19 protein-coding genes are annotated in these 22,690 nt (G+C 34.1%); 16 read left to right on the top strand and 3 right to left on the bottom strand.

Translation table 11 applies throughout. The features are described 5' to 3' along the window. Positions 1-372: 372 nt before the first annotated feature. The 3 genes from parE (at position 373) to AC3WVZ_RS16485 (ending at position 6,017) form a co-directional block, all read left to right on the top strand. Positions 373-2,337: a DNA topoisomerase IV subunit B gene (parE, locus tag AC3WVZ_RS16495; RefSeq protein ID WP_001062202.1), complete on the top strand. Its 1,965-nt coding sequence runs from the start codon at positions 373-375 to the stop codon at positions 2,335-2,337. A 1-nt stretch (position 2,338) separates the two neighbouring features. Continuing rightward, positions 2,339-4,762: a DNA topoisomerase IV subunit A gene (gene parC, locus AC3WVZ_RS16490; protein ID WP_233935156.1), complete on the top strand. Its 2,424-nt coding sequence runs from the start codon at positions 2,339-2,341 to the stop codon at positions 4,760-4,762. Positions 4,763-4,985: 223 nt separating this feature from the next. After that, positions 4,986-6,017, top strand: coding sequence for an oxidoreductase (locus tag AC3WVZ_RS16485; protein WP_063220548.1), 1,032 nt, complete (start codon positions 4,986-4,988; stop codon positions 6,015-6,017). 55 nt (positions 6,018-6,072) lie between these two features. Here the strand turns inward: AC3WVZ_RS16485 and AC3WVZ_RS16480 are convergent, their stop codons facing one another. Next, a complete protein-coding gene (locus AC3WVZ_RS16480) occupies positions 6,073-6,516 on the bottom strand; it encodes a VOC family protein (RefSeq protein WP_000171342.1) in 444 nt (147 codons plus the stop codon). 59 nt (positions 6,517-6,575) lie between these two features. Here AC3WVZ_RS16480 and AC3WVZ_RS16475 point away from each other — a divergent pair, with 59 nt between their 5' ends. Further along, positions 6,576-7,544: a helix-turn-helix transcriptional regulator gene (locus AC3WVZ_RS16475; protein ID WP_063220813.1), complete on the top strand. Its 969-nt coding sequence runs from the start codon at positions 6,576-6,578 to the stop codon at positions 7,542-7,544. A 94-nt stretch (positions 7,545-7,638) separates the two neighbouring features. Here the strand turns inward: AC3WVZ_RS16475 and AC3WVZ_RS16470 are convergent, their stop codons facing one another. After that, the gene (locus tag AC3WVZ_RS16470; RefSeq protein ID WP_002041614.1) at positions 7,639-8,241 is read right to left on the bottom strand and encodes a TetR/AcrR family transcriptional regulator; all 603 of its coding nucleotides are present in this window, start codon (positions 8,239-8,241) and stop codon (positions 7,639-7,641) included. A 155-nt stretch (positions 8,242-8,396) separates the two neighbouring features. Here AC3WVZ_RS16470 and AC3WVZ_RS16465 point away from each other — a divergent pair, with 155 nt between their 5' ends. The 10 genes from AC3WVZ_RS16465 to AC3WVZ_RS16420 all read left to right on the top strand — a co-directional run bounded on the left by AC3WVZ_RS16465 (position 8,397) and on the right by AC3WVZ_RS16420 (position 21,359). Further along, complete coding sequence (locus AC3WVZ_RS16465) at positions 8,397-9,290, top strand: ABC transporter ATP-binding protein (protein ID WP_063220814.1); 894 nt, start codon at positions 8,397-8,399, stop codon at positions 9,288-9,290. Continuing rightward, entirely contained in the window at positions 9,283-10,089 is an 807-nt protein-coding gene (locus AC3WVZ_RS16460) for an ABC transporter permease subunit (protein ID WP_001041427.1), read from the top strand. The genes AC3WVZ_RS16465 and AC3WVZ_RS16460 overlap by 8 nt, the downstream gene beginning before the upstream one ends. A gap of 203 nt (positions 10,090-10,292) precedes the next feature. Beyond that, on the top strand, positions 10,293-10,826 hold the full coding sequence (locus AC3WVZ_RS16455) for a sigma-70 family RNA polymerase sigma factor (RefSeq protein WP_000864729.1): 534 nt from the start codon (positions 10,293-10,295) through the stop codon (positions 10,824-10,826). A gap of 12 nt (positions 10,827-10,838) precedes the next feature. Beyond that, positions 10,839-11,837: a hypothetical protein gene (locus AC3WVZ_RS16450; RefSeq protein WP_063220815.1), complete on the top strand. Its 999-nt coding sequence runs from the start codon at positions 10,839-10,841 to the stop codon at positions 11,835-11,837. A 17-nt stretch (positions 11,838-11,854) separates the two neighbouring features. Next, positions 11,855-12,892 (top strand): LCP family protein, encoded by a 1,038-nt coding sequence (locus AC3WVZ_RS16445; RefSeq protein ID WP_000526726.1) that lies wholly within the window; start codon positions 11,855-11,857, stop codon positions 12,890-12,892. A gap of 204 nt (positions 12,893-13,096) precedes the next feature. Beyond that, complete coding sequence (locus AC3WVZ_RS16440) at positions 13,097-14,359, top strand: dicarboxylate/amino acid:cation symporter (RefSeq protein ID WP_001223628.1); 1,263 nt, start codon at positions 13,097-13,099, stop codon at positions 14,357-14,359. Positions 14,360-14,705: 346 nt separating this feature from the next. Beyond that, positions 14,706-16,409 carry a peptide ABC transporter substrate-binding protein gene (locus tag AC3WVZ_RS16435; protein ID WP_000730163.1) on the top strand — a complete coding sequence of 568 codons (1,704 nt, stop codon included), beginning with the start codon at positions 14,706-14,708 and terminating at the stop codon, positions 16,407-16,409. A 297-nt stretch (positions 16,410-16,706) separates the two neighbouring features. Next, complete coding sequence (locus tag AC3WVZ_RS16430; RefSeq protein WP_063220816.1) at positions 16,707-18,422, top strand: peptide ABC transporter substrate-binding protein; 1,716 nt, start codon at positions 16,707-16,709, stop codon at positions 18,420-18,422. Between the two features lie 440 nt (positions 18,423-18,862). After that, positions 18,863-20,557, top strand: a complete 1,695-nt coding sequence (locus AC3WVZ_RS16425) for a peptide ABC transporter substrate-binding protein (RefSeq protein ID WP_000823435.1) — start codon at positions 18,863-18,865, stop codon at positions 20,555-20,557. A gap of 82 nt (positions 20,558-20,639) precedes the next feature. After that, positions 20,640-21,359, top strand: coding sequence for a class I SAM-dependent methyltransferase (locus tag AC3WVZ_RS16420; RefSeq protein WP_000828243.1), 720 nt, complete (start codon positions 20,640-20,642; stop codon positions 21,357-21,359). 40 nt (positions 21,360-21,399) lie between these two features. Here AC3WVZ_RS16420 and AC3WVZ_RS16415 read toward each other — a convergent pair whose 3' ends face one another. Then, positions 21,400-21,789, bottom strand: coding sequence for a hypothetical protein (locus tag AC3WVZ_RS16415; RefSeq protein ID WP_233935155.1), 390 nt, complete (start codon positions 21,787-21,789; stop codon positions 21,400-21,402). A gap of 134 nt (positions 21,790-21,923) precedes the next feature. Here AC3WVZ_RS16415 and AC3WVZ_RS16410 point away from each other — a divergent pair, with 134 nt between their 5' ends. Together AC3WVZ_RS16410 and AC3WVZ_RS16405 are read left to right on the top strand one after the other, a co-directional pair. Next, positions 21,924-22,271 carry a hypothetical protein gene (locus AC3WVZ_RS16410; protein ID WP_063220817.1) on the top strand — a complete coding sequence of 116 codons (348 nt, stop codon included), beginning with the start codon at positions 21,924-21,926 and terminating at the stop codon, positions 22,269-22,271. A gap of 59 nt (positions 22,272-22,330) precedes the next feature. Further along, entirely contained in the window at positions 22,331-22,669 is a 339-nt protein-coding gene (locus AC3WVZ_RS16405; protein WP_033695953.1) for a VOC family protein, read from the top strand. Positions 22,670-22,690 lie beyond the last annotated feature (21 nt).

The following is a 22,690-nucleotide window of genomic DNA, read 5'->3' as shown; positions in this document are numbered from 1 at the left end:
AGATTTAAAGGTAGAAAGATTGATTCAGCCCTCATTATAGATAAGTAGGGCCGATGAACGAGGTGTTCATCATGAGATTTTTTAAAGGCTGTTTTTGGGGATTGTTACTTGTAATCCCATTTTGGATCTTGATCATTTGGATCATAATAAAGGTTTGGAATGTGTAATCTTGGAATACATATCCATTTCTCGTTGACAAACGATTATTTTTCTGAAATAGTAGCCTAGAGGAATCCTTGTGAGAAAACAAGGATTTTTCTATTGAAAATGGTATATAAAAGAGATAAGATAACTTGCCAAAACGATAGTCGAGGCGTTATTCTATAATAGAAACATATGTTCTGATTTTGGATTAGGAAAGGGGCAAGGAGTTTGGCGAAGCATCAGTTCCAATATAATGAAGATGCGATTCAAGTGTTAGAAGGACTTGAAGCCGTTCGAAAACGCCCGGGTATGTATATCGGGAGCACGGACAGCCGTGGATTGCATCATTTAGTATATGAAATAGTAGATAACTCCGTTGACGAAGCGTTAGCGGGATTTGGCGACGAAATTTCAGTCGTAATACATAAAGATAATAGTATTAGCGTTATAGATAAAGGGCGAGGAATGCCTACGGGAATGCATAAACTTGGGAAACCTACACCTGAAGTTATTTTAACTGTACTTCATGCCGGTGGTAAGTTTGGTCAAGGTGGTTACAAAACGAGTGGTGGTTTACACGGTGTTGGGGCATCGGTTGTAAACGCCTTATCAGAATGGTTAGTCGTAACGATTAAGCGTGACGGAAATATTTACGAACAACGCTTTGAAAATGGCGGTGTTCCTGTAACGACGCTTGAGAAAATCGGGAAGACGAAAGAGTCTGGTACTACGATGCATTTCAAACCAGATACAACGATTTTCAGCACAACAAATTATAATTATGAAACATTATGTGAGAGATTACGTGAATCTGCATTCTTATTAAAAGGGATGAAAATCTCAATAAAAGATGAACGAAATGATTTAGAGGATGTATTTCATTATGAAACGGGAATTGAAGCTTTCGTTTCCTATTTAAACGAAGAAAAAGATTCCATTCATCCAGTTGTATATTTCACTGGTGAACAAAATGGAATTGAAGCAGAACTAGCATTTCAATTTAACGATGGCTACTCAGAAAACATTTTATCGTTTGTAAATAACGTACGTACAAAAGATGGTGGAACACACGAAGCTGGATTTAAAACAGCGATGACGCGTGTGTTTAACGAGTATGCTCGTAAAGTAGCACTATTAAAAGAAAAAGATAAAAACTTAGAAGGTACAGATATTCGTGAAGGTGTAGCGGCTATCGTTTCGGTACGTGTACCAGAAGAAGTGCTTCAGTTTGAAGGGCAAACGAAGGGGAAACTAGGTACAAGTGAAGCGCGTTCTTCAATTGATGCCATTGTATCTGAGCATTTAGCATACTTTTTAGAAGAAAATCCTGATGTAGCTACACTTCTTGTGAGAAAAGCAATTAAAGCAGCACAAGCCCGTGAAGCAGCCCGTAAAGCAAGAGAAGAAGCGCGTAGTGGTAAGAAGAAGAAAAAATCAGAAGGTACGTTAAGCGGGAAATTAACACCTGCACAATCACGTAACCCGCAAAAAAATGAACTATACCTAGTAGAGGGTGACTCTGCCGGTGGTTCTGCAAAACAAGGACGAGACCGACGTTTCCAGGCCGTATTACCGTTACGTGGTAAAGTAATTAATACAGAAAAAGCAAAGCTTGCTGATATCTTTAAGAATGAAGAGATTAATACAATCATTTATGCGATTGGCGGCGGTGTAGGAAATGAATTTGATGTTGAAGATATTAACTACGATAAAGTTGTAATTATGACCGATGCCGATACGGATGGGGCTCATATTCAAGTATTGTTATTAACGTTCTTCTACAGATATATGAAGCCACTTATCGAAGCTGGTAAAGTATTTATCGCACTTCCCCCTTTATACAAAGTAAGTAAAGGAAAAGGTAAGAGTGAGGTAATTGAATACGCTTGGTCAGATGAGGAATTAGACGGTGTAACGAAAAAAGTTGGAAAAGGCTATATGTTACAACGTTATAAAGGACTTGGTGAAATGAATGCGGATCAATTATGGGAAACAACAATGAATCCTGAAACGCGTACATTAATTCGCGTGAAAATTGATGATGCAGCTAGGGCAGAGCGCCGCGTTACAACGTTAATGGGCGATAAAGTAGAACCGCGCCGTAAATGGATTGAACGTAATGTACAGTTTGGTATGCAAGAAGAAGGAAATATTTTAGAAAATGAAATGATTATGGAGACGGAGGTGGAATAACATGCAAGCAGAGAAGTTTCATGACCTCCCGCTTGAAGACGTGTTAGGTGATCGCTTTGCACGTTATAGTAAATATATTATTCAAGATCGTGCACTTCCAGATGCGCGTGACGGCTTAAAGCCAGTACAAAGACGTATTTTATATTCTATGTATGTAGAAGGTAATGTACATGATAAAGCGTTCCGTAAGTCAGCTAAAACAGTCGGTAACGTTATTGGTAATTATCATCCACATGGTGATTCCTCTGTATATGAGGCGATGGTACGTTTAAGCCAAACTTGGAAAGTACGTAATGTTTTAGTTGAAATGCATGGTAATAACGGTAGTGTTGACGGGGATCCAGCAGCAGCAATGCGTTATACGGAAGCTCGTTTATCACCAATTGCATCTGAGTTATTACGTGATCTTGATAAAGAAACAGTAGAATTCGTATCAAACTTTGATGATACGAGTGAAGAACCAGTTGTATTACCAGCAGCGTTCCCGAATTTATTAGTGAACGGATCTACAGGGATTTCCGCTGGTTATGCAACAGAAATTCCTCCGCATCATCTTGGAGAAGTTATTGATGCTACAATGATGCGTATTGATAAGCCAAATAGTACTGTTGATGATTTATTAACAGTTATGAAAGGACCAGATTTCCCAACAGGCGGTATTATTCAGGGGATTGATGGTATTAAAAAGGCGTATGAAACTGGTAAAGGTAAAATTATTATTCGCGGAAAAGCAGAAGTTGAAACAGTGCGTGGTGGGAAACAACAAATTGTAATCACTGAAATTCCTTACGAAGTGAATAAGGCAAACATTGTAAAGAAAATGGATGAATTACGTCTAGATAAAAAGTTAGATGGTATTGCTGAAGTGCGTGATGAGACAGATCGTACTGGTTTACGAATTGTTGTTGAATTAAAGAAAGAAGCAAACGCCGAAGGTATTTTAAATTATTTATATAAAAATACAGATTTGCAAATTCCATATAACTTTAATATGGTAGCGATCAATAATCGTCGTCCAACACTTATGACATTACCGAAAATTTTAGATGCTTATATTGGACATCAAAAAGAGGTTATTACGAGACGTTCGCAATATGAATTAAGAAAAGCAGAAAATCGTCAACATATTGTAGAAGGTTTAAAGAAAGCATTATCGATTTTAGACCAAGTAATTGAGACAATTCGAGCTTCAAAAGATAAACGTAACGCGAAAGATAATTTAAGTGCAAAATTTGGCTTTACAGAAGCACAGGCAGAAGCAATTGTTTCCTTGCAATTATATCGCTTAACGAATACAGACATTACGGCGTTACAAGAAGAAGCAGATGAGCTTAATAAGAAAATTATTGAGCTACAGGCAATTTTACAAAGTGAAAAAAGATTACTTCAAGTAATTAAAACTGATTTAAAGAGAGTTAAGAAAACGTATAGTGATGATCGACGCGCGATTATTGAAGATCAAATCGAGGAAATTAAAATCGATGTAGAAGTGATGATCCCACAAGAAGATGTCATCGTTACTGTAACGAAAGAAGGATATGTGAAACGTACTGGATGGCGCTCACATAATGCCTCAAATGGCAAAGACTTCGGTATGAAAGAGGGTGACATCTTACTTGAACGATTCGATACGAATACGACAGAGACAGTCCTCTTATTTACGAATAAAGGAAACTATATATATCTGCCAGTATACGAAATGCCAGATATTCGTTGGAAAGATTTAGGTCAGCACGTTGCTAATATCGTTTCACTCGACCGGGATGAAACAATCATTTGGGCAACGGTTGTACCGAACTTTGAGGAAGAAAAACGATTTATCGTATTTGTAACACGAAATGGTATGATAAAGAAAACAGAATTAAATCAATATAAAGTTCAGCGTTATTCAAGGGCATTCGTTGCTGTAAACTTGAAAAAAGATGATGAAGTTGTCGATATATTTGCGACAGATGGAACGAGTGATATTGTTCTTGCTACACACGGTGCATATGCACTTATTTTCCATGAAGAGGAAGTAAGTCCAGTCGGTGTAAGAGCTGCTGGAGTGAAAGCAATTAATTTAAAAGAAGATGACTATGTCGCTTCTGGTAAACCGTTAAATGGTGACAAAGATCAACTTATTCTCGTAACACAGCGCGGTGCTGTAAAACGCCTAAAAGCATCAGAAATTGAGAAATCAACGAGGGCGAAGCGAGGTCTTGTTATTTTCAAAGAATTAAAACGTAATCCGTACCGCATTGTCGGTATTGAAATCGTTCGGGACGATGAATTAGTTTACATGAAGACAGAGAAAAACATTGTAGAAGAAATTGATCCGAAAGCGTATCGAAATAAAGACCGGTATAGTAATGGTAGCCTTGTGCTAGATGTTAATGATACTGGTGAAGTAGTAGAAACGTGGACGAAGAAAAGACCAGAATAAAGAGGGCATCTTGCTATGAATAGTAGCAAGATGCTTTTTTCTAGGCAATTTATTATGTAAATAATAATAATCTTGTTATAATAACTAAATGAAATCGTTCTCATAAAGTTCAACTAATCGGGCTTTAACAAGCAGTTGATTCCTCACCTAATTCCTTAGCTTTCACTGAATTTTGGGTTAGGAATCTTACTGCTCGTTAAAGCGGCACAAATGGAGGGGCAACATGAAAAAAATAGGTGTAGGGATTGTAGGATTTGGTTTTTCTAGTACGACATTTCATATCCCACTATTACAAACAATAGAAGAATATGATATTCGTGCTGTATTATCCTCAAAAGAAGAGGTAGTAAAAGACACATTACCAAACGCTAATGTTGTTAGTACAATTGATGAATTGGTGAAGCGAGCTGATGTTGACTTAGTTGTTATTACATCACCTAATACAACTCATTTTCCATATGTAAAAGAAGCAATTTTAAAAGGTAAGCATGTTGTTGTAGAAAAACCATTTGTTGTCTCAATTGAAGAAGGGGAAGAGCTTATTTCATTAGCAGAGCAGCATAATGTAATGTTAAGCGTATATCATAATCGTCGTTTTGATAATGATTTCTTAACAATTAAGAAATTGTTAGGAGAAAACAGAGTAGGGAATGTATACGCATATGAATCGAATTTTGATCGTTTCCGTCCACATGTACGTGATCGATGGAGAGAAAAAAATCTACCAGGCTCCGGTATATTATACGATTTAGGATCGCATTTAATTGACCAAGCGTTATCAATATTCGGGAAACCAGATGCGATAAGTGCAGATGTAATAAAACAACGACCAGGTGCAGAGGTGGATGATTATTTCCACATAGTACTTCATTACGGAGTTAAACGTGTCATTTTACGTAGTAGCAGTTATGTGAAAAAAGCTGGACCACATTTTATAGTGCATGGAGAGAAAGGTTCTATCGTGAAGTACGGTATGGATTCGCAGGAAGAGCAATTAAAAAATGGAATGAAGCCAGGTGATAACGGTTATGGAGTAGACGATGAAGAGAATTTTGCTACTTTAGAAACAGAAGAAAGCTTAGAGCGTATTCCAACAGAAGTCGGTTGTTATGACAATTATTATCAAGGTGTACGAGATAGTATATTAAATGGTGAGGAACTACCTGTAACAGCAAAAGAAGGTTTAGATGTTATTAAAATGATTCAATTAGCGATTGAAAGTAGTGAAAAGGGTAGAGTCATTTCTATAAAATAAAAAGACACGAAATTCGTGTCTTTTTTATTAGGAATATGTGAATATGATTAATTAATTAGTTTAGTCGTTTATCATACATTAATTGGATTTGTATGCCATAAGGATCTTCAATAATACCATATGCTTCACTAAATATATTTTTTTCTAGCGGAGAGATTATTTTCACATGCTTATCGGAAATTAAATTATTATAAAACCGTTGTATTTCTTCTAAATTAGCGCTTTGAATGCAAAGTGACATGTTATTTCCAACGTTATAACGTTCATTATGCTTCATTGTATCTTCTGCTATCATTAGCTTTGTATTCCCAATTTGTAAAACAGAGTGAGCAATATGATCTTTATTTTCACTTGTAATTTTAAAAGAACTATCTCTTTTCGCCAGTTCTTCATACGTAACAATCATTAATTTTTTGGCTTCTAAATTACGTGTATAAAAGTTAATCGCCTCCTTTGCTTGCCCGTTCATTGAAAGAAAAATAGCTATCTCTAATGTCATAAATATATAACTCCTTTATTAGTTGATAATTATAATATAGATTAAAAAGGTTTCAATACATGATACCTTTTTGGGAGGGAAATATGAAAAAAATTGAACGAATAAATGACATGCTTATTTTCTTAAATAATAAAAGATATTTTAATTTAAAAGATTTAATGGCTAGATATGATATTTCTAAAAGTACTGCGTTGCGAGATATTCAATCATTGGAAGAAATAGGTGTACCCATATATTCTGAATTAGGTAGAAATGGAAGTTATAAAATTATAGAAAATAGTGTGTTATCGCCAATTTATTTTAGTGTGGATGAAATGTATGCGTTATACTTTTCAATTCTTACGCTAAATGGATACAAGACAAAACCATTTAATGTAGAAAGTATTGCGCTTGAAAATAAATTTAAACATGTATTACCTGATAATGTGAGTAAAAATATTTCAATTATGGAACGAACGCTTTCCTTTGAAGTAACAAATCATAGTAATTTTAGTCCGTTCTTAAAAGAAATTTTACAGGGAATTTTTGCTGAGCAAGTTTATCATTTAACATATTTAAAAAAAGGTGAGGAGAAAGCATTGGTTGCCCAATTTATTCGAATAGAATCTAAATTTGGCCAGTGGTATGCTAAAATCTTTAATTTTGAGACAAATCATGTTCAAATAATTAGATGTGATAAAATTCTTTCTATTGTGGAAACAAGCAATGTTCATCCAAAAAATCTTGAAGAATTATTAAGTTATCTTACTACCTTTCACAGAAAGTCTGATGCAATTGATTTTAGCGTCATTGTTAATCAAAAAGGAAAAGACATTTTTGATAAAGAGAATTACCCTTCCATGAGGTTGCAAAAGGAAAATGAAAATTACATTATAACAGGCTATTTTAACAAGCAAGAATCTGATTTTATTTCAAATTATTTTCTGAATTTCGGTGAAACGATTATTTCAATTCAGCCTGTTATGCTAAAAGAGTTAATCTATAATAAGGTGTTATCTATAAAGCAGCATTTAACTTCTTTAAGATAAAGTTAGTTTTAGCTATTTATTTGATATGAAAAAGCCCTTGAGATTTAAATATCCAAAGGGCTTTTTGGTGATTGTATTTGTTTTTTAGAAACAATTATTTTTCTGGGACGGACAGTCCATAAAAGAACATCGTAACGATATCTTTTATATGTTTTTCCCGATCTCCTTCAAGAAGTTGTGCTCCAAATTCATCACCTAATTTTGTAAACATTTGAATGTAAAGTAACATCATTTCTTTAGTAAGGTGTGGATTAATTTCGTTTTTGCGCTGAGCTTGTTCTAATATTTCTAAATACCAGGGTAGGATTTTTTCATTTTGATAACTATAAATAAACTTACGGAGTTCTTCGTCCCTTTGCATCATTTGTAGTAACATATCAGGTTGAAATAATCCGCCAGTATTCATTTTTCTTACAATCATTTTTTGCATCATATCATGAAAAGGTAATTTTTCTTCTGCAAGCTCTTTATAATATTGAAATTCAGATATGATAAATTCTTGTATAAGCTCCCTAAATAACGCATCTTTACTTCCGAAATGATTATAAATTGTAACTTGAGAAACGTTTGCTTCTTTTGCGATATGTTCTATTTTCACTTCATTAAATCCACGTTCTGAAAATAATACGAATGCTGCTTCTTTAATGGCACGCTTTTTCTTTTCTTTTACTCTTTCAAAGCCGTTCAATGCAATCACCTCACTTAAAATATACAAGAAAAAATAATGGAAAACAATAATTTTGAAATATGGACTAATAAATATTTCAAAAAGTTGTTGCGAATATGGAAGATGAGGAGTACAATAATTTTGAAATATCAAACATTAAATATTTCAAAAAATGAGGTGGAATTATGATTTCAGTTCAAGATGTCACAAAACAGTTTTCGAATGGAAAAGGTTTGTTTCATATTACATTTGATGTAAAAGAGGGAGAAGTATTTGGTTATTTAGGACCGAATGGTGCCGGAAAATCAACGACGATTCGTAATTTAATGGGATTTATAAAACCGACAGCTGGTAAAGCGACAATTTTTGGATTAGATTGTTGGAATGAAGCAGCGAAAATTCAAAGGGAAGTTGGTTACTTGCCAGGTGAAATTTCTTTTATTGAAGGAATGAATGGATTAGAGTTTTTAAAATTAATGCAGGGAATGCGTGGATTAAAGGATACGAAAAAACGAGATGAACTGATAGAGCGTCTGCAATTTGATGTGAAAACACCGATTCGCAAAATGTCTAAAGGAATGAAGCAAAAAGTAGGGATAGTCGCTGCATTTATGCACGATCCAGAGGTGTTAATTTTAGATGAACCAACATCTGGACTTGATCCACTTATGCAACAAGTGTTTATAGATTTAATATTAGAGGAAAAGCAAAGAGGAAAAACAATCCTAATGTCATCACATATTTTTACTGAAATTGAGAGAACTTGTGACAGAGTAGCTATTATTAAAGATGGTCGACTCGTAACGGTTGAAAATATTCACGATTTACAAAGTATGAGAAGACAGGTGATAGATGTAACAGTATCATCACAAGAAGAGATTGAGTCCCTTACAAAGTGTAATTTGCAATTTGAAGCGGTAAAAGGTAGAGAGGCATCTATCATTGTACAAGGAAACTATCAAATTGTTTTACAAACACTTTCAAACTATAATGTAACGGCACTTCAAACGAGAGCGATGGATTTAGAACATTTATTTATGCATTATTACGATAAGAAAGAAGGGGTAACGCATGAATAAGCAATTATTTTTAGCTAGTTTGAAAGAAACACAAAAAAGTATTTTGAGTTATGCGTCTGGTGCAGCTTTATATCTGTGGTTATTAATTTGGATATTCCCGTCAATGGTATCAGCGAAAGGGCTAAATGAATTAATAGCTGCCATGCCTGATAGTGTGAAAAAAATCGTTGGTATGGAAAGTCCGATTCAAAACGTAATGGATTTTCTAGCGGGCGAATACTATAGTCTATTGTTTATTATCATTTTAACAATTTTTTGCGTAACAGTTGCGACACATTTAATTGCTCGTCATGTAGATAAAGGAGCAATGGCATACTTGCTAGCAACACCTGTATCTAGAGTGCAAATTGCGATTACACAAGCTGCTGTTCTCATATTGGGACTTCTAATTATTGTATCTGTTACGTATGTAGCTGGGTTAGTAGGTGCAGAATGGTTTTTACAAGATAACAACTTAAATAAAGAATTATTTTTGAAGATAAATGTAGTCGGAGGGCTCATATTTTTAGTCATTAGTGCGTATTCATTTTTCTTTTCTTGTATATGTAATGACGAAAGAAAAGCACTAAGTTATTCAGCGAGTTTAACTATTTTATTTTTCGTATTGGATATGGTAGGGAAGTTAAGTGATAAGTTAGAATGGATGAAAAACCTATCATTATTCACGCTGTTTCGTCCGAAAGAAATTGCTGAAGGATCATATAATATATGGCCGGTAAGTATAGGTTTAACTACTGTAGCGCTTTGTATTTTTATCGTAGCGATTGTATTATTTAGGAAGAGGGATTTACCGTTATAGAGTAGAAAGTCCACTGAGAAAGTGGGCTTTTTTTATTTGTAAATTTAAACTAGTATGTTTATCGCATAACACTTATAAAGGATATTTATCTTTTTAATTAAGAAAATATTCAAAAAAATGAACCTTTTTCTAGGTTCATACGTCTAATACATGTAAAGTTAAATTGGAAGTGATGAAGTGAGGATGAAACAGGAGGAGCAATTGTGAAAGTAATCCCTTTATATAAAATGATTGTAAAAGAAGAAACGGATGTTTCTTTAGCGAAAAAAGGTGATCATGAAGCCTTTATAGCGCTTATACATACAGAAAAAGCGAAGATGTATCGAATAGCAAAGGCGATGTTACGTGATGAGACAAATATAGAGGATGCGATACAGACAACAATTTTAAAAGCCTATGAAAATATAAAAAAATTAAAAAAAGAAGAATTTTTTCAAACTTGGTTAATTCGAATACTAATAAATGAGTGTAACAATATTATTAGAGCGTATAAAAATGTAATTGTGACAGAAGAGAATGATTACATTATGAGTGCGTGTGATCAGTATGAAGATATAGATTTGTGTAATGCGATTCAATCGTTACATGAAGAATTAAGAGCTGTTACGGTGCTTTATTACTATGAAGACATGCATCAAGAGAGTATAGCAAAGCTGTTAGAAATACCGAAAGGAACAGTGAAATCAAGATTATCACGTGCGAGGGAACAACTACAAAAACGATTAAAGATGGAATAGGGGGTGTAAAGGATGGATAATGAAAAATTATTTGATGAGAAATTAAAAAAGAGAATAAAAGATGAAAATGTTATAGTACCTCCAGAGTTAAATGAAAAGATTAATAGCACGCTACATAATCTTAAGGTAAAAAAGAAGAGTTACAAAATTCATATGATGATAATTAGTGCAGCGGTTTGTATACTTTCAGTGGTATCTATGACTGAGTTTTCTATACAAAGTTTTGCGCAAAATGGTGGAGTATTTGAATATGTAAAGAAAAAAGCGTTTTCTGATTATGAAAATGAAGAAGAAATAAAATCGAATGTACATTATCCAGATAAAGAAAAGATTCATCAAAAAATGCTAGATTCTATTGATTATTTTAAAAATATTTCAGGACAATTTGAGGAATATTCTAGCTCATCAAGAATTGCTACAACATATAAGTATGCGATTGATACGGAGAAACAAAGAGGTATCTCTTCGAAAGAAGATAAACTAGCCAAAAAACGAACAATTATATATAACGAGGGGAAGAAAAAAGAGTTTGATGATGAGAAGTATACCTATAAAGAGACAAAATGGAACCCGAAAGAAAGAAACAATGAACTATTAAAATTAAATCCTACGGAAAGGTTAGTGAGAAAATCAGATGAGAAAAAGAGATATGATGATGAATATGTAGGGCTAGCTAAATATAGTATTCAATCAGAATTCGCAGATTTATTAATTCGATATAAAGATTGGAATTATAAAGAAACGAAATATCTTGGATTAGATTGTTACAAAATTGAAGGAGTTATAAACATAGAGATGCCTGTTAGCACCTCTGAAGATTTAAGAGGGAAATTCGAAATGGTTGTGGAGAAAAATACAGGGATTATGTTGAAATTTCTTAGTTTTCAAGAAGGCTTGATTCAATATTCAGTTACGACTGAATGGATACAAATAGATAAGGGATTGAAAGAAAGTATGTTTCAAAAGGATAGCGCTAAATATGAAAAAATGAAAAACATATTGGATGAATAGAAACAGGAGGAGAGTAAATGGGGAATCATTCATCTTTAAGAGAAGAGAAAAATAAGCAAAAATATAAAAAGAAAAAGATAATAAGTTTACTACTGGCGGTATTACTATTTGGTGGAATTGGCTATGGGGCCTATGTATATATGAAAACTTCTAGTCTTGTACAAAAATCTAATTTGAATTTAGCACGAGGTGAAAAATCCAATTTACGTGAGAAATCTGTAAAGCCAATTGCAAATCATGTTTCACTTTTAATTATGGGAATTGATGAAAATCAAGAACGACAAAAGGAATATAATGGTGCATTTCATACAGATGCATTATTGTTAGCGACTTTTAATAAAGACGATAAAACAGTGAAATTAACGAGCATACCGCGTGATACATATACATATGTTCCAGTTGAAAAGAAAAAAGATAAAATAACCCATGCATATGGAAGTGGTTTCGTTAAAAATGGTAAAGATGGAGGACCGCAAGCTTCTGTGGAAGCGGTAGAAAAATTGTTACAGGTGCCTGTTGATTATTTTGTGAAATTTAATTTTGGTTCCTTTACTAAAATTGTTGATGGGTTAGATGGTATTGAAGTGGATGTCCCAGTTGAATTTACGGAGCAAAATAGTAAAGATGAACCTGATGCGATTCATTTGAAAAAAGGATTACAAAAATTAAATGGGGAAGAAGCACTTGCACTAGCAAGAACGCGCCATATTGATAGTGATGCAATGAGAGGACAGCGCCAACAACTTGTTATTGAAGCGATTTTAAGTAAATTAAAAAGTGTAGGATCGATTACGAAGCTAGAAAAAATAGTTGAGGCGGTTGATGGTGATTTTAAAACAAATTTAGTAATGGATGATATTTTATCTTTTTATAAATACGGTTTAAACGGTTCAGTTGAAAAAATACAATTAGCTGGTGATGATTTATACTTACCTAATGGCCCAAACGGGCAACGTGTATATTATTATAATCCTAATAAAAAAGATCTACAGAGTTTGAGTAATACTCTTAGAACACATCTAGGATTAAGTGAAAAACAGATTGAGGAGAATTAAAGCAGATGTAATGTCTGCTTTTTTATTACGTTAAATAGTATGTCTTTTATTCGTGAATATTATATACTATTTTCAAGTTTAAGATAATAGTGTAACATAAAGTTATAGTTTAAGTTAAATAACAGGGGGGCTATTACATAGAATATATCATTAGCAATTATTGAAATAGTATGGGAGAAATGAAAATACAGGGGAGTATCAAAAATGAGAATCGTAAAGAATTTAACATTCCAAGTTATTGTGGCCATTATTTGTGGTATTGCAGTAGGGGCAATTTGGCCGAGTGTTGGACAACAAATGAAGCCAATTGGTGAAACATTCATCAATATGATTAAAATGGTTATTGCACCGATTATCTTTTTAACAATTGTGCTCGGTATTGCAAGTATGGGAAGTATGAAAAAGGTAGGCCGTGTTGGTGGGAAGGCACTATTATATTTTGAAATTGTTACAACAGCGGCTTTAATTATTGGTATCATCGTAGCGAATGTTGTACGTCCAGGAGATGGATTAGATCCCTCAAAACTAAAAGGCGGAGATGTTTCGCAATATGTACAAAGTGGGCAAGAAATGAAATGGATGGATTTCTTTTTACATATCGTGCCGTCTAACATGTTTGAAGCATTTGCCAAAGGTGATATTTTACAAGTTCTGTTCTTCTCCATTTTATTCGGAGCAGGGTTAACGATGTTAGGAAAAAATGGACAACCGGTTATTGACTTTTTTGAAAGATTATCGAAAGTATTTTTTAACATTTTATCAATTGTAATGAAATTAGCACCAGTTGGAGCATTCGGTGGGATGGCATTTACAATTGGGAAGTATGGTTTAAGCACGCTCATACCACTTGGTAAATTAATGATTTGTGTATATGCGACAATGGCATTATTTGTTTTTATTGTTTTAAATTTTATTTGTAAATTGTATAAATTTAGTTTGTGGAAATATTTAGCGCATATTAAAGAAGAATTACTTATTGTTCTCGGGACATCATCGTCAGAATCAGTACTGCCGCGGATGATGACAAAGATGGAAGACTTCGGGTGTTCGAAGCCGGTAGTAGGTTTAGTCATTCCAACAGGTTACTCTTTTAACTTAGATGGAACAACGATTTATTTATCAATGGCAACTATATTTTTAGCGCAAGTTTTTCACGTCGATCTTTCACTAGGTCAACAATTAACTATAATAGCTATTTTGTTAGTTACATCTAAAGGAGCAGCAGCAGTAACCGGCGGGGGATTCATTGTACTAGCATCTACCCTATCGGCAATGAATGTTATCCCATTAGAAGGTTTAGCGTTATTACTTGGTGTAGATCGTTTCATGTCAGAAGCACGTGCTATCGTTAATTTAATTGGTAACGGTATTGCAACTGTAGTTGTTGCGAAAAGTGAAAATGAATTTGATGATGAGAAGTATACGAGAGTAGTAGAGGAAATGAAAAGAGAAAAAATGGTCGGGTAAAAAGTCAGCTTTGCTGACTTTTTTATTTTTGTAGAAAAGATGTTTTTAGATATATGCATTATTTATTAGCAATAATTAACAAGTATTCAAGTGGTAAATGAGATGAAAGTGATTAAAACAACGAATGTGTATGAATGCGAAATAAGGTTTGAACAAAATATGGAATTTTTATGAATATTACTGTAAAAAAATAATTTTTTAAAAATTTTCAATAATAATACTTTACAAAAATTAAAAAATTAGTAGAATAAGAATTAGTAAGAATCGTCTGATAAATATATAGAGAAAAACAGAATTATCAGAAAATTCTTTAATAGCTATCGTTAAGAATTAGGGAGGGTACAAAATGAAAAAGAAACAAATGAAAAAACTAACAGCAGTTGTAGCACCGGTTTTAGCAATGAGCATGGCGTTAACAGCATGTTCTACATCAGGTGGAGATAAGAAGACAAGCACAAATTCTAGCTCTAGTGGAGATAGTAAATCAGGGGAAAAATTAGCAGCAAAACAAGTGTTAAATCGTACAGAAACAAATGAGATCCCAACAATGGATACTTCAAAAAATACAGATACATTAGGTTCTCAAATTTTAGGGAACACAATGGAAGGGTTATATCGATTAGATAAAGATAATAAACCAATCCCAGCTGCAGCAGAATCTAGTACGAAAAGTGAAGATGGTAAAAAATATACATTTAAACTACGTAAAGATGCAAAATGGTCAAATGGTGATCCTGTAACAGCAAAAGACTTTGCTTATGCATGGCAACGATTATTAGATCCAAAAACAACTGCAGAATATGCGTTTATCGCATTCCCAATTAAAAATGCAGAGGCGATTAATAAAGGTGAAAAACCAGTAACTGAACTAGGAGTTAAGGCGGTAGATGACTATACATTAGAAGTTGAATTAGAACAAGCGGTACCATACTTCTTAAACTTAGTAGCGTTCCCATCGTACTATCCATTAAATGAGAAGTTCGTAAAAGAAAAAGGTGATAAATACGGTTTAGAGTCTGATACAACAGTATATAACGGACCATTCGTTCTTACTGATTGGAAGCATGAGCAAGGCTGGAAACTAAAGAAAAATGATCAATATTGGGATAAAAAGACTGTAAAATTAGATGAAATCAACTATAGTGTAGTAAAAGAAATAAATACAAGGGTTAACTTATTTGATACAGGTGCAATTGATTTCGCACTTCTATCAGGTGAATTCGTTGACAAATATAGAAATAACAAAGAGGAGTTTGGCACATACTCACAAGTAAGTACATTCTTCTTACGTATGAATCAAAAACGTGGTGGACAAGATACACCATTAAAGAGTCAGAAATTACGTGAAGCAATCGCGCTTTCTATCGATAAGAAAAACTTAGCAAACGTTATTTTAAATGACGGATCTAAACCAGCAGACTTCTTAGTACCGAAAGGGTTAGCGACTGGACCAGACGGAAAAGACTTCCAAGAAACATTTAAAAATGGTATCAAACCAGATGCGAAAAAAGCTGCTGCGGCCTGGGAAGAAGCGAAAAAAGAACTTGGTAAAGACCAAGTTACAATTGAGTTATTAAACTATGATACTGGTAATGCGAAAAAAGTAGGGGAATATGTAAAAGACCAAATTGAGAAAAATTTAAAAGGTGTAACAGTTAATATTAAACTTCAGCCATTCAAACAAAAACTAAAACTAGAAACAGAGCAAGATTATGATTTATCATATGCTGGTTGGGGACCTGACTATGCTGACCCAATGACATTCTTAGATATGTTCCAGTCTAATCATTCTCATAACCAAATGAGCTTCGCTGATTCTAAGTATGATGATATGATTAAAAAAGCTGGCACTGAATTAATGGGTGACGCGAAGAAACGTTGGGAAGAGCTAGGAAAAGCTGAGAAATTACTTCTTGAGAAAGATGTAGCACTTGTACCTTTATACCAACGTGGTGATGCATATGTTCTAAAACAAAATATTAAAGGTATTGTAAAACATAATATCAGTCCGGAATATAGCTTTAAATGGGCATATGTAACTGAAAAATAATAGAGTTAAAAAAGCATTTCAAAGTAGCTAAGCTACTTTGAAATGCTTTTTTGTGAGCTTAAAATACTAATTTTTAGTATGGTTAAATAGAGGAGAATAAGGTGTATAGTATGTACATATAGTAGATGGGGGATAAATCCTACTAAAACAAAAAAGTCAGAATATTTAAAATTAAACTATTTACAAATGCGAAAAAAAGAGTAGAATAACATTAGTTGTAATTTTCCGAAAAATTAATCTTTAGTAAGGGGTCTCTCAAGGGTTGGTAATGTACATATAATTAGGGAGGGTACAAAAATGAAGAGAAAAAAGATGAAAAAGTTAACGGCAGTTGTGGTACCAGTTTTAGCGATGAGTGTTGCATTGACAGCATGTTCTGTGTCAGGTGGGGAAAAGAAAACGACTACTACATCAAATAGTGGGGAAGAAAAAAAATCTGATATTAAATATGCAGCGAAACAAGTATTAAATCGTACGGAAAACCAAGAAATTCCGACAATGGATACTTCTAAATCTACTGATACATTAGGTGCGCAAATTTTAGGGAACACGATGGAAGGCCTATATCGCCTTGATAAAGATAATAAGCCAATTCCTGCTGCGGCAGAGTCTAGTACGAAAAGTGAAGATGGTAAAAAGTATACGTTTAAACTGCGAAAAGATGCAAAATGGTCAAATGGTGATCCTGTAACAGCGAAAGATTTCGTTTTCGCATGGCAGCGCTTACTTGATAAGAATACTGCGGCAGAATATGCATTTATTGCTTACTATATTAAAAATGCAGAAGCGATTAATAAAGGGGAAAAACCTGTAACTGAATTAGGAGCGAAGGCGGTAGATGATTACACGCTAGAAGTAGAATTAGAAAAACCGGTACCGTATTTCTTAAATTTATTAGCATTCCCATCATACTATCCATTAAATGAAAAATTCGTAAAAGAAAAAGGTGATAAGTACGGTTTAGAAGCAGATACAACTGTGTATAACGGTCCATTCGTTATGTCTTCATGGAAACATGAACAAGGTTGGCAGCTGAAGAAAAATGATAAGTACTGGGATAAAAAGACTGTGAAATTAGAAGAAATTAACTATAGTGTAGTAAAAGAGGTTGCAACGAAAGTAAACTTATATGATACAGGATCAATTGATTTTACATTACTATCAGGAGAGTTTGTAGATAAATATAAATCGAACAAAGAAGAATATGGTGAGTATGCGGAATCAAGTACATTCTTCTTACGTTTAAATCAAAAACGTAACGGACAAGATACACCTTTAAAGAGCAAAAAACTACGTGAAGCAATTGCATTATCAGTTGATAAAAAAGGATTGGCAAATGTAATTTTAAATAATGGATCAAAAGCAACAGATCAATTGGTTCCAAAAGGACTTGCGACAGGGCCAGATGGTAAAGATTATCAAGATACATTTAAAAATGGTCTGAAATATAATCCGAAAAAAGGAGCAGCAGCTTGGGAAGCGGCGAAAAAAGAACTTGGAAAAGATCAAGTGACAATTGAATTACTAAGTTATGATGATGGAACTGCGAAAAAGATTGCTGACTATGTAAAAGATCAAATTGAGAAAAATTTAAAAGGTGTAACGATTAATACGAAAATTCAGCCATTCAAACAAAAATTAAAATTAGAAACTGCGCAAGATTATGAAATTTCTTATGCAGGTTGGAGTCCAGACTATGCGGATCCAATGACATTTATTGATATGTTTGAATCGAAGAGCCCGTACAACCAAATGAGTTATTCAAATCCAAAATACGATGAAATGGTAGGAAAAGCAGGTAATGAATTAATGAGTGATGCGAAAAAACGTTGGGAAACGTTAGGGAAAGCTGAAAAATTATTCCTTGAAGAAGATGCAGGGTTAGTTCCTTTATATCAAACAGGAAGATCGTACGTAATGAAACCGAATGTAAAAGGAATTGTGAAACATAACATCAGTCCAGAATATAGCTTTAAGTGGGCGTATGTAACTGAGGATGGCGGAAAAAAATAAAGTGAAAGCATTTCAAAAGTGGCTGAGCTGCTTTTGAAATGCTTTTTAGTATGTATAAGGGAATAAATCTCTTTAGCCTATTGAGAATTGGATAGGTGATTAGGAAGGTTCTATCTGAGGAAATTAGAGAGGTCAGTAAGTGGTAAGAAAGATGAATGATAGTAAGAGACCTCATGCTAATAAGAAAAATATAGAATGTAGTAATAGAGTGGAATAAGAGAAGGGATGTTTACATATAGTAGACGGGGGATAATTCATATAGTAGTTAAAACAACAAGATACTATAATAAAAAAATAAATATTTAGAAAATTTACAAAAAACTTTACAAAATTTAAAAAAACAGTAGAATATTAATTAATAAGAATTTTCTGATAACGAAAGTTAGTAGAGAATTTCTAAATGTTAATATCGTACATATAATTGGGGAGGGTACAAAAAAATGAAGAGAAAAAAGATGAAAAAATTTACAGCGGTCGTAGCACCAGTTTTAGTAATGAGTATGGCATTAACAGCTTGCTCTGGATCAGGAGATAAAGAGAAGGCAAGCACAACACCAAAAAGCGGTGAAAAAGAAGGCGGAAAGCTAGCGGCGAAGCAAGTGCTTAATTTAACAGAGTCTCAAGAGATTCCATCTATGGACTCTGCTAAAGCGACAGACCAAGTATCGTTTCTAGCTTTAAACAACGTAATGGAAGGTTTATATCGACTTGATAAAGATAATAAAGCAACACCAGGAGTTGCTGAATCATATAAAAAGAGTGATGATGGTAAAAAATACACATTTACATTAAATAAAAATGCAAAATGGTCAAATGGAGAGCCTGTAACAGCGAAGGATTTCGTGTTTGCTTGGAAACGTGCGGTAGATAAAAATACAGCAGCAGAATATGCATACATTATGTTTGATTTGAAAAATGCACAAGCGATTAATGAAGGAAAAGCTGAACTAGATACGTTAGGAGTAAAAGCTGTAGATGACTATACGTTAGAAGTAGAATTAGAAAATCCAGTTCCTTACTTTGTAGAATTAACTTCATTTGGAACATTTTATCCATTAAACGAGAAATTTGTAAAAGAAAAAGGAGAAAAGTACGGTTTAGAATCAGATACGACGTTATACAATGGACCGTTTACATTAACAGACTGGAAACATGAAGAAGGTTGGAAGTTAAAGAAAAATGCACAATATTGGGATAATAAAACAGTTAAGTTAGATGAAATCAACTTTGACGTAGTAAAAGATAGCGGTACACGTGTTAACTTATATGAAAGTGGACAAATCGATCGTTCAGGACTTACATCTGAATTTGTTGACAAATATAAATCAAACCCCGACTTCTTTACACAAAAAACACCGTCAACATTCTTCTTACGCTTAAACCAAAAACGTGGTGGGCAAGATACAGTGTTAAAGAGCAAAGATCTACGTTTAGCGATTGCAAAAGCGTACGATAAAAAAGGCTTAACGAATGTAATTTTAAATGATGGTTCTACACCTGCAGATTATTTAGTGCCAAAAGAATTTGCTAAGAGCCCAGATGGAAAAGACTTCCGTAAAGAAAATGGAGATATTTTAAAAACAGATGTGAAAAAAGCAAAAGAGCATTGGGAAAAAGCGAAAAAAGAGCTTGGAAAAGATGCAATTACAGTAGAACTATTAAACTATGATGGTGATGGTGCGAAAAAAGTAGGAGAATTCTTAAAAGGAGAACTTGAGAAAAACCTACCAGGTTTAACGGTGAATTTGAAAAACCAGCCATTTAAACAAAAGTTAAAATTAGAATCAGATCTAGATTATGATTTATCTTACGCTGGTTGGGGGCCTGACTACTTAGATCCAATGACATTCATTGATATGTTTGTTACAAATGGCCCTCATAACCAAACAGGATATTCAAATCCTAAATATGATGAGATTGTACAAAAAGGTAAAGGTGAGCTATTAACGAAAACGAAAGAGCGTTGGGATAGCTTACTGAAAGCGGAGAAAATGTTATTGGAAGATGCTGTAATTGCACCATTATATCAACGTGGTGATGCTATCGTTCAAAGACCTAAAGTAAAAGGTATTGTTCACCATCCAGTTGGTGGAGACTACAGCTATAAATGGGCATATATTACAGAGGATAAGTAAGATGAAGGGCGTACAATACGCCCTTTTTTCTATGCACTTTTCTTCCTTGCTCGAATATATAAAATAAAAAAGGGAGAATCCCATGAAGCGAAACACATACATCGATTTCCTAGCTTATTACGGAATAGGAAGCGCTCATCCTGGTGGCTTTACGTTAACAAAACAATTGTTAGCACAACTGCCTTTTAAATATGGAGCGAATGTCCTTGAGATAGGTTGCGGTACGGGGAAAACAGCGGCATATATGACAAGGGAATTTGGTTATAAAGTAACAACGGTTGAAAAGAATGAAATTATGATTCAAAAGGCAAAAGATAGATGGTTGTTTGAAGGGTTAGCTATACAATTAATTGAAGGAAATGTGGAGCATTTACCGTGTTTGAATAACTCATTTGAGTTCGTACTTGGAGAATCAATCATCGCTTTTACAGACAAAGAAAGGGTTATCTCGGAGTGTTATCGTGTATTACAGCAGGACGGTAAGCTTGTTGTCATTGAAATGATTATTGATAGGCACATTGATAAGGGTGAGGAAGAAAAAATCGCCCAATTATATGGTATGAAAGAATTATTAACGGAGAATGAGTGGGTACAATTATTTCAGAAAGCAAATTTTAAAAGAATTACAATTGCTGGCGGTGGCACGATTGCAGAAACGATCTCTGGCTATGTAGAAGAGCCAGAATGGAATGTATCCTCACATATTCCGAATGAGTTATATGAGGCGTGGGTACAGCATGAAAATATACGGCTTATGTACCAACACATTTTAGGGCATCGTATTTTTATATGTGAAAAATAAAGAAAAAGAGTTGGCTAAAGGTAGCCAACTCTTTACTATGTTAAATGAAAAATAATGAAGCTAATGTAATTCCGAAGATGAAACCAAATCCGAGTTCAACACCCCAGCCACAACTGCCGCCTCCCCAGCCACCACAACTACTACAACCACGACCACCACATCCGCAGCTGCTGAATCCACCACCGCATCCGAATCCACAACTATCACACCTGCTAAGGCCTCCACAAAGGTCACAACCACCGTTTGCATAAGCGTCATAGTAGCCGAATCCTGAATCAAAAGATGAGCGCTGTTGCACCGGTTCAATCCATACAGAGCTTTGTGTCACATCGATTATTTTCCCTAAATGTATACGGCCATCACGGTCTTCAATCCGAACAACTTTTCCGAAGTAACGTCGGCATGTATCATAACATTTTTGTCTATGCATGTTCTTTCCTCCTTCCGCATTACAGTAATACGATATGTAAGGGGGACAAGTGCGGCTTGTACGAATGCCCTATCTATCATAATTGTTATAGGAAAGGGGAAATATAAGAAGAGGATATATAAGGAGGAAAAGGCATGAAATCTACAAATCAGTTTCAGACATACGAAGTACCGTGGGAAGAATTTATTGAAGCGTTGCGAGAGGAAATGAAGAAGCAAGTAGGGGCAGATATTATTGATACAGTAGTTTGCAATTTAGAAGATGGTTTTGAAGTGTATACATATGTGCAGGGGGATTTAGATTTTGAATATAAGGAAGCGCTTGAGAGAAAATACGGAAGTGATGCGAAGACACCTAATGTGTTAACGATAATGTTATTAGCTAGTATTTATAATACAAGTGAAGAGAATATACGCTTGCATGCGGATCATAAAGAGAATCCGATTGTTGAAGTGTATGTAAAGCAAGGAAACACGCTGTGAAAGGCGTGTTTTTTAATTGTATGATAAAATGTTAGAAAATTAAGAAATAAGGTGATGAATTGGGAATTAAACATCTTAATTTAACAGTTGCAGATGTAGTAGCTGCAAGAGAGTTTTTAGAAAAGTATTTTGGCTTAACTTGTAGTGGAACAAGGGGGAATGCCTTTGCAGTTATGCGTGATAATGATGGATTTATACTAACGTTAATGAAAGGAAAAGAAGTTCAGTATCCAAAAACATTTCATGTAGGATTTCCACAAGAAAGTGAAGAACAAGTAGATAAGATAAATCAAAGATTGAAGGAAGATGGATTTTTGGTCCAGCCTCCTAAGCATGCCCATGCGTATACGTTTTACGTTGAAGCACCTGGTGGATTTACAATAGAAGTGATGTGTTAAGTTAAAAATCAAACTTTTTGT

The sequence above is a fragment of the Bacillus sp. CPT56D-587-MTF genome (genome assembly GCF_058792335.1).
The sequence above is the reverse complement of the archived record's forward strand: the minus strand, read 5'-3'. Positions and strand labels throughout refer to the sequence as shown.

What these genes read in the sequence shown, in the direction of transcription:
- parC (WP_233935156.1), top strand. Translation starts at nt 2,339, where the DNA reads ATGCAAGCAGAGAAGTTTCATGACCTCCCGCTTGAAGACGTGTTAGGT.
- AC3WVZ_RS16485 (WP_063220548.1), top strand. Translation starts at nt 4,986, where the DNA reads ATGAAAAAAATAGGTGTAGGGATTGTAGGATTTGGTTTTTCTAGTACG.
- AC3WVZ_RS16480 (WP_000171342.1), bottom strand. Translation starts at nt 6,516, where the DNA reads ATGACATTAGAGATAGCTATTTTTCTTTCAATGAACGGGCAAGCAAAG.
- AC3WVZ_RS16475 (WP_063220813.1), top strand. Translation starts at nt 6,576, where the DNA reads ATGATACCTTTTTGGGAGGGAAATATGAAAAAAATTGAACGAATAAAT.
- AC3WVZ_RS16465 (WP_063220814.1), top strand. Translation starts at nt 8,397, where the DNA reads ATGATTTCAGTTCAAGATGTCACAAAACAGTTTTCGAATGGAAAAGGT.
- AC3WVZ_RS16460 (WP_001041427.1), top strand. Translation starts at nt 9,283, where the DNA reads ATGAATAAGCAATTATTTTTAGCTAGTTTGAAAGAAACACAAAAAAGT.
- AC3WVZ_RS16450 (WP_063220815.1), top strand. Translation starts at nt 10,839, where the DNA reads ATGGATAATGAAAAATTATTTGATGAGAAATTAAAAAAGAGAATAAAA.
- AC3WVZ_RS16445 (WP_000526726.1), top strand. Translation starts at nt 11,855, where the DNA reads ATGGGGAATCATTCATCTTTAAGAGAAGAGAAAAATAAGCAAAAATAT.
- AC3WVZ_RS16440 (WP_001223628.1), top strand. Translation starts at nt 13,097, where the DNA reads ATGAGAATCGTAAAGAATTTAACATTCCAAGTTATTGTGGCCATTATT.
- AC3WVZ_RS16435 (WP_000730163.1), top strand. Translation starts at nt 14,706, where the DNA reads ATGAAAAAGAAACAAATGAAAAAACTAACAGCAGTTGTAGCACCGGTT.
- AC3WVZ_RS16430 (WP_063220816.1), top strand. Translation starts at nt 16,707, where the DNA reads ATGAAGAGAAAAAAGATGAAAAAGTTAACGGCAGTTGTGGTACCAGTT.
- AC3WVZ_RS16425 (WP_000823435.1), top strand. Translation starts at nt 18,863, where the DNA reads ATGAAGAGAAAAAAGATGAAAAAATTTACAGCGGTCGTAGCACCAGTT.
- AC3WVZ_RS16420 (WP_000828243.1), top strand. Translation starts at nt 20,640, where the DNA reads ATGAAGCGAAACACATACATCGATTTCCTAGCTTATTACGGAATAGGA.
- AC3WVZ_RS16415 (WP_233935155.1), bottom strand. Translation starts at nt 21,789, where the DNA reads ATGCATAGACAAAAATGTTATGATACATGCCGACGTTACTTCGGAAAA.
- AC3WVZ_RS16410 (WP_063220817.1), top strand. Translation starts at nt 21,924, where the DNA reads ATGAAATCTACAAATCAGTTTCAGACATACGAAGTACCGTGGGAAGAA.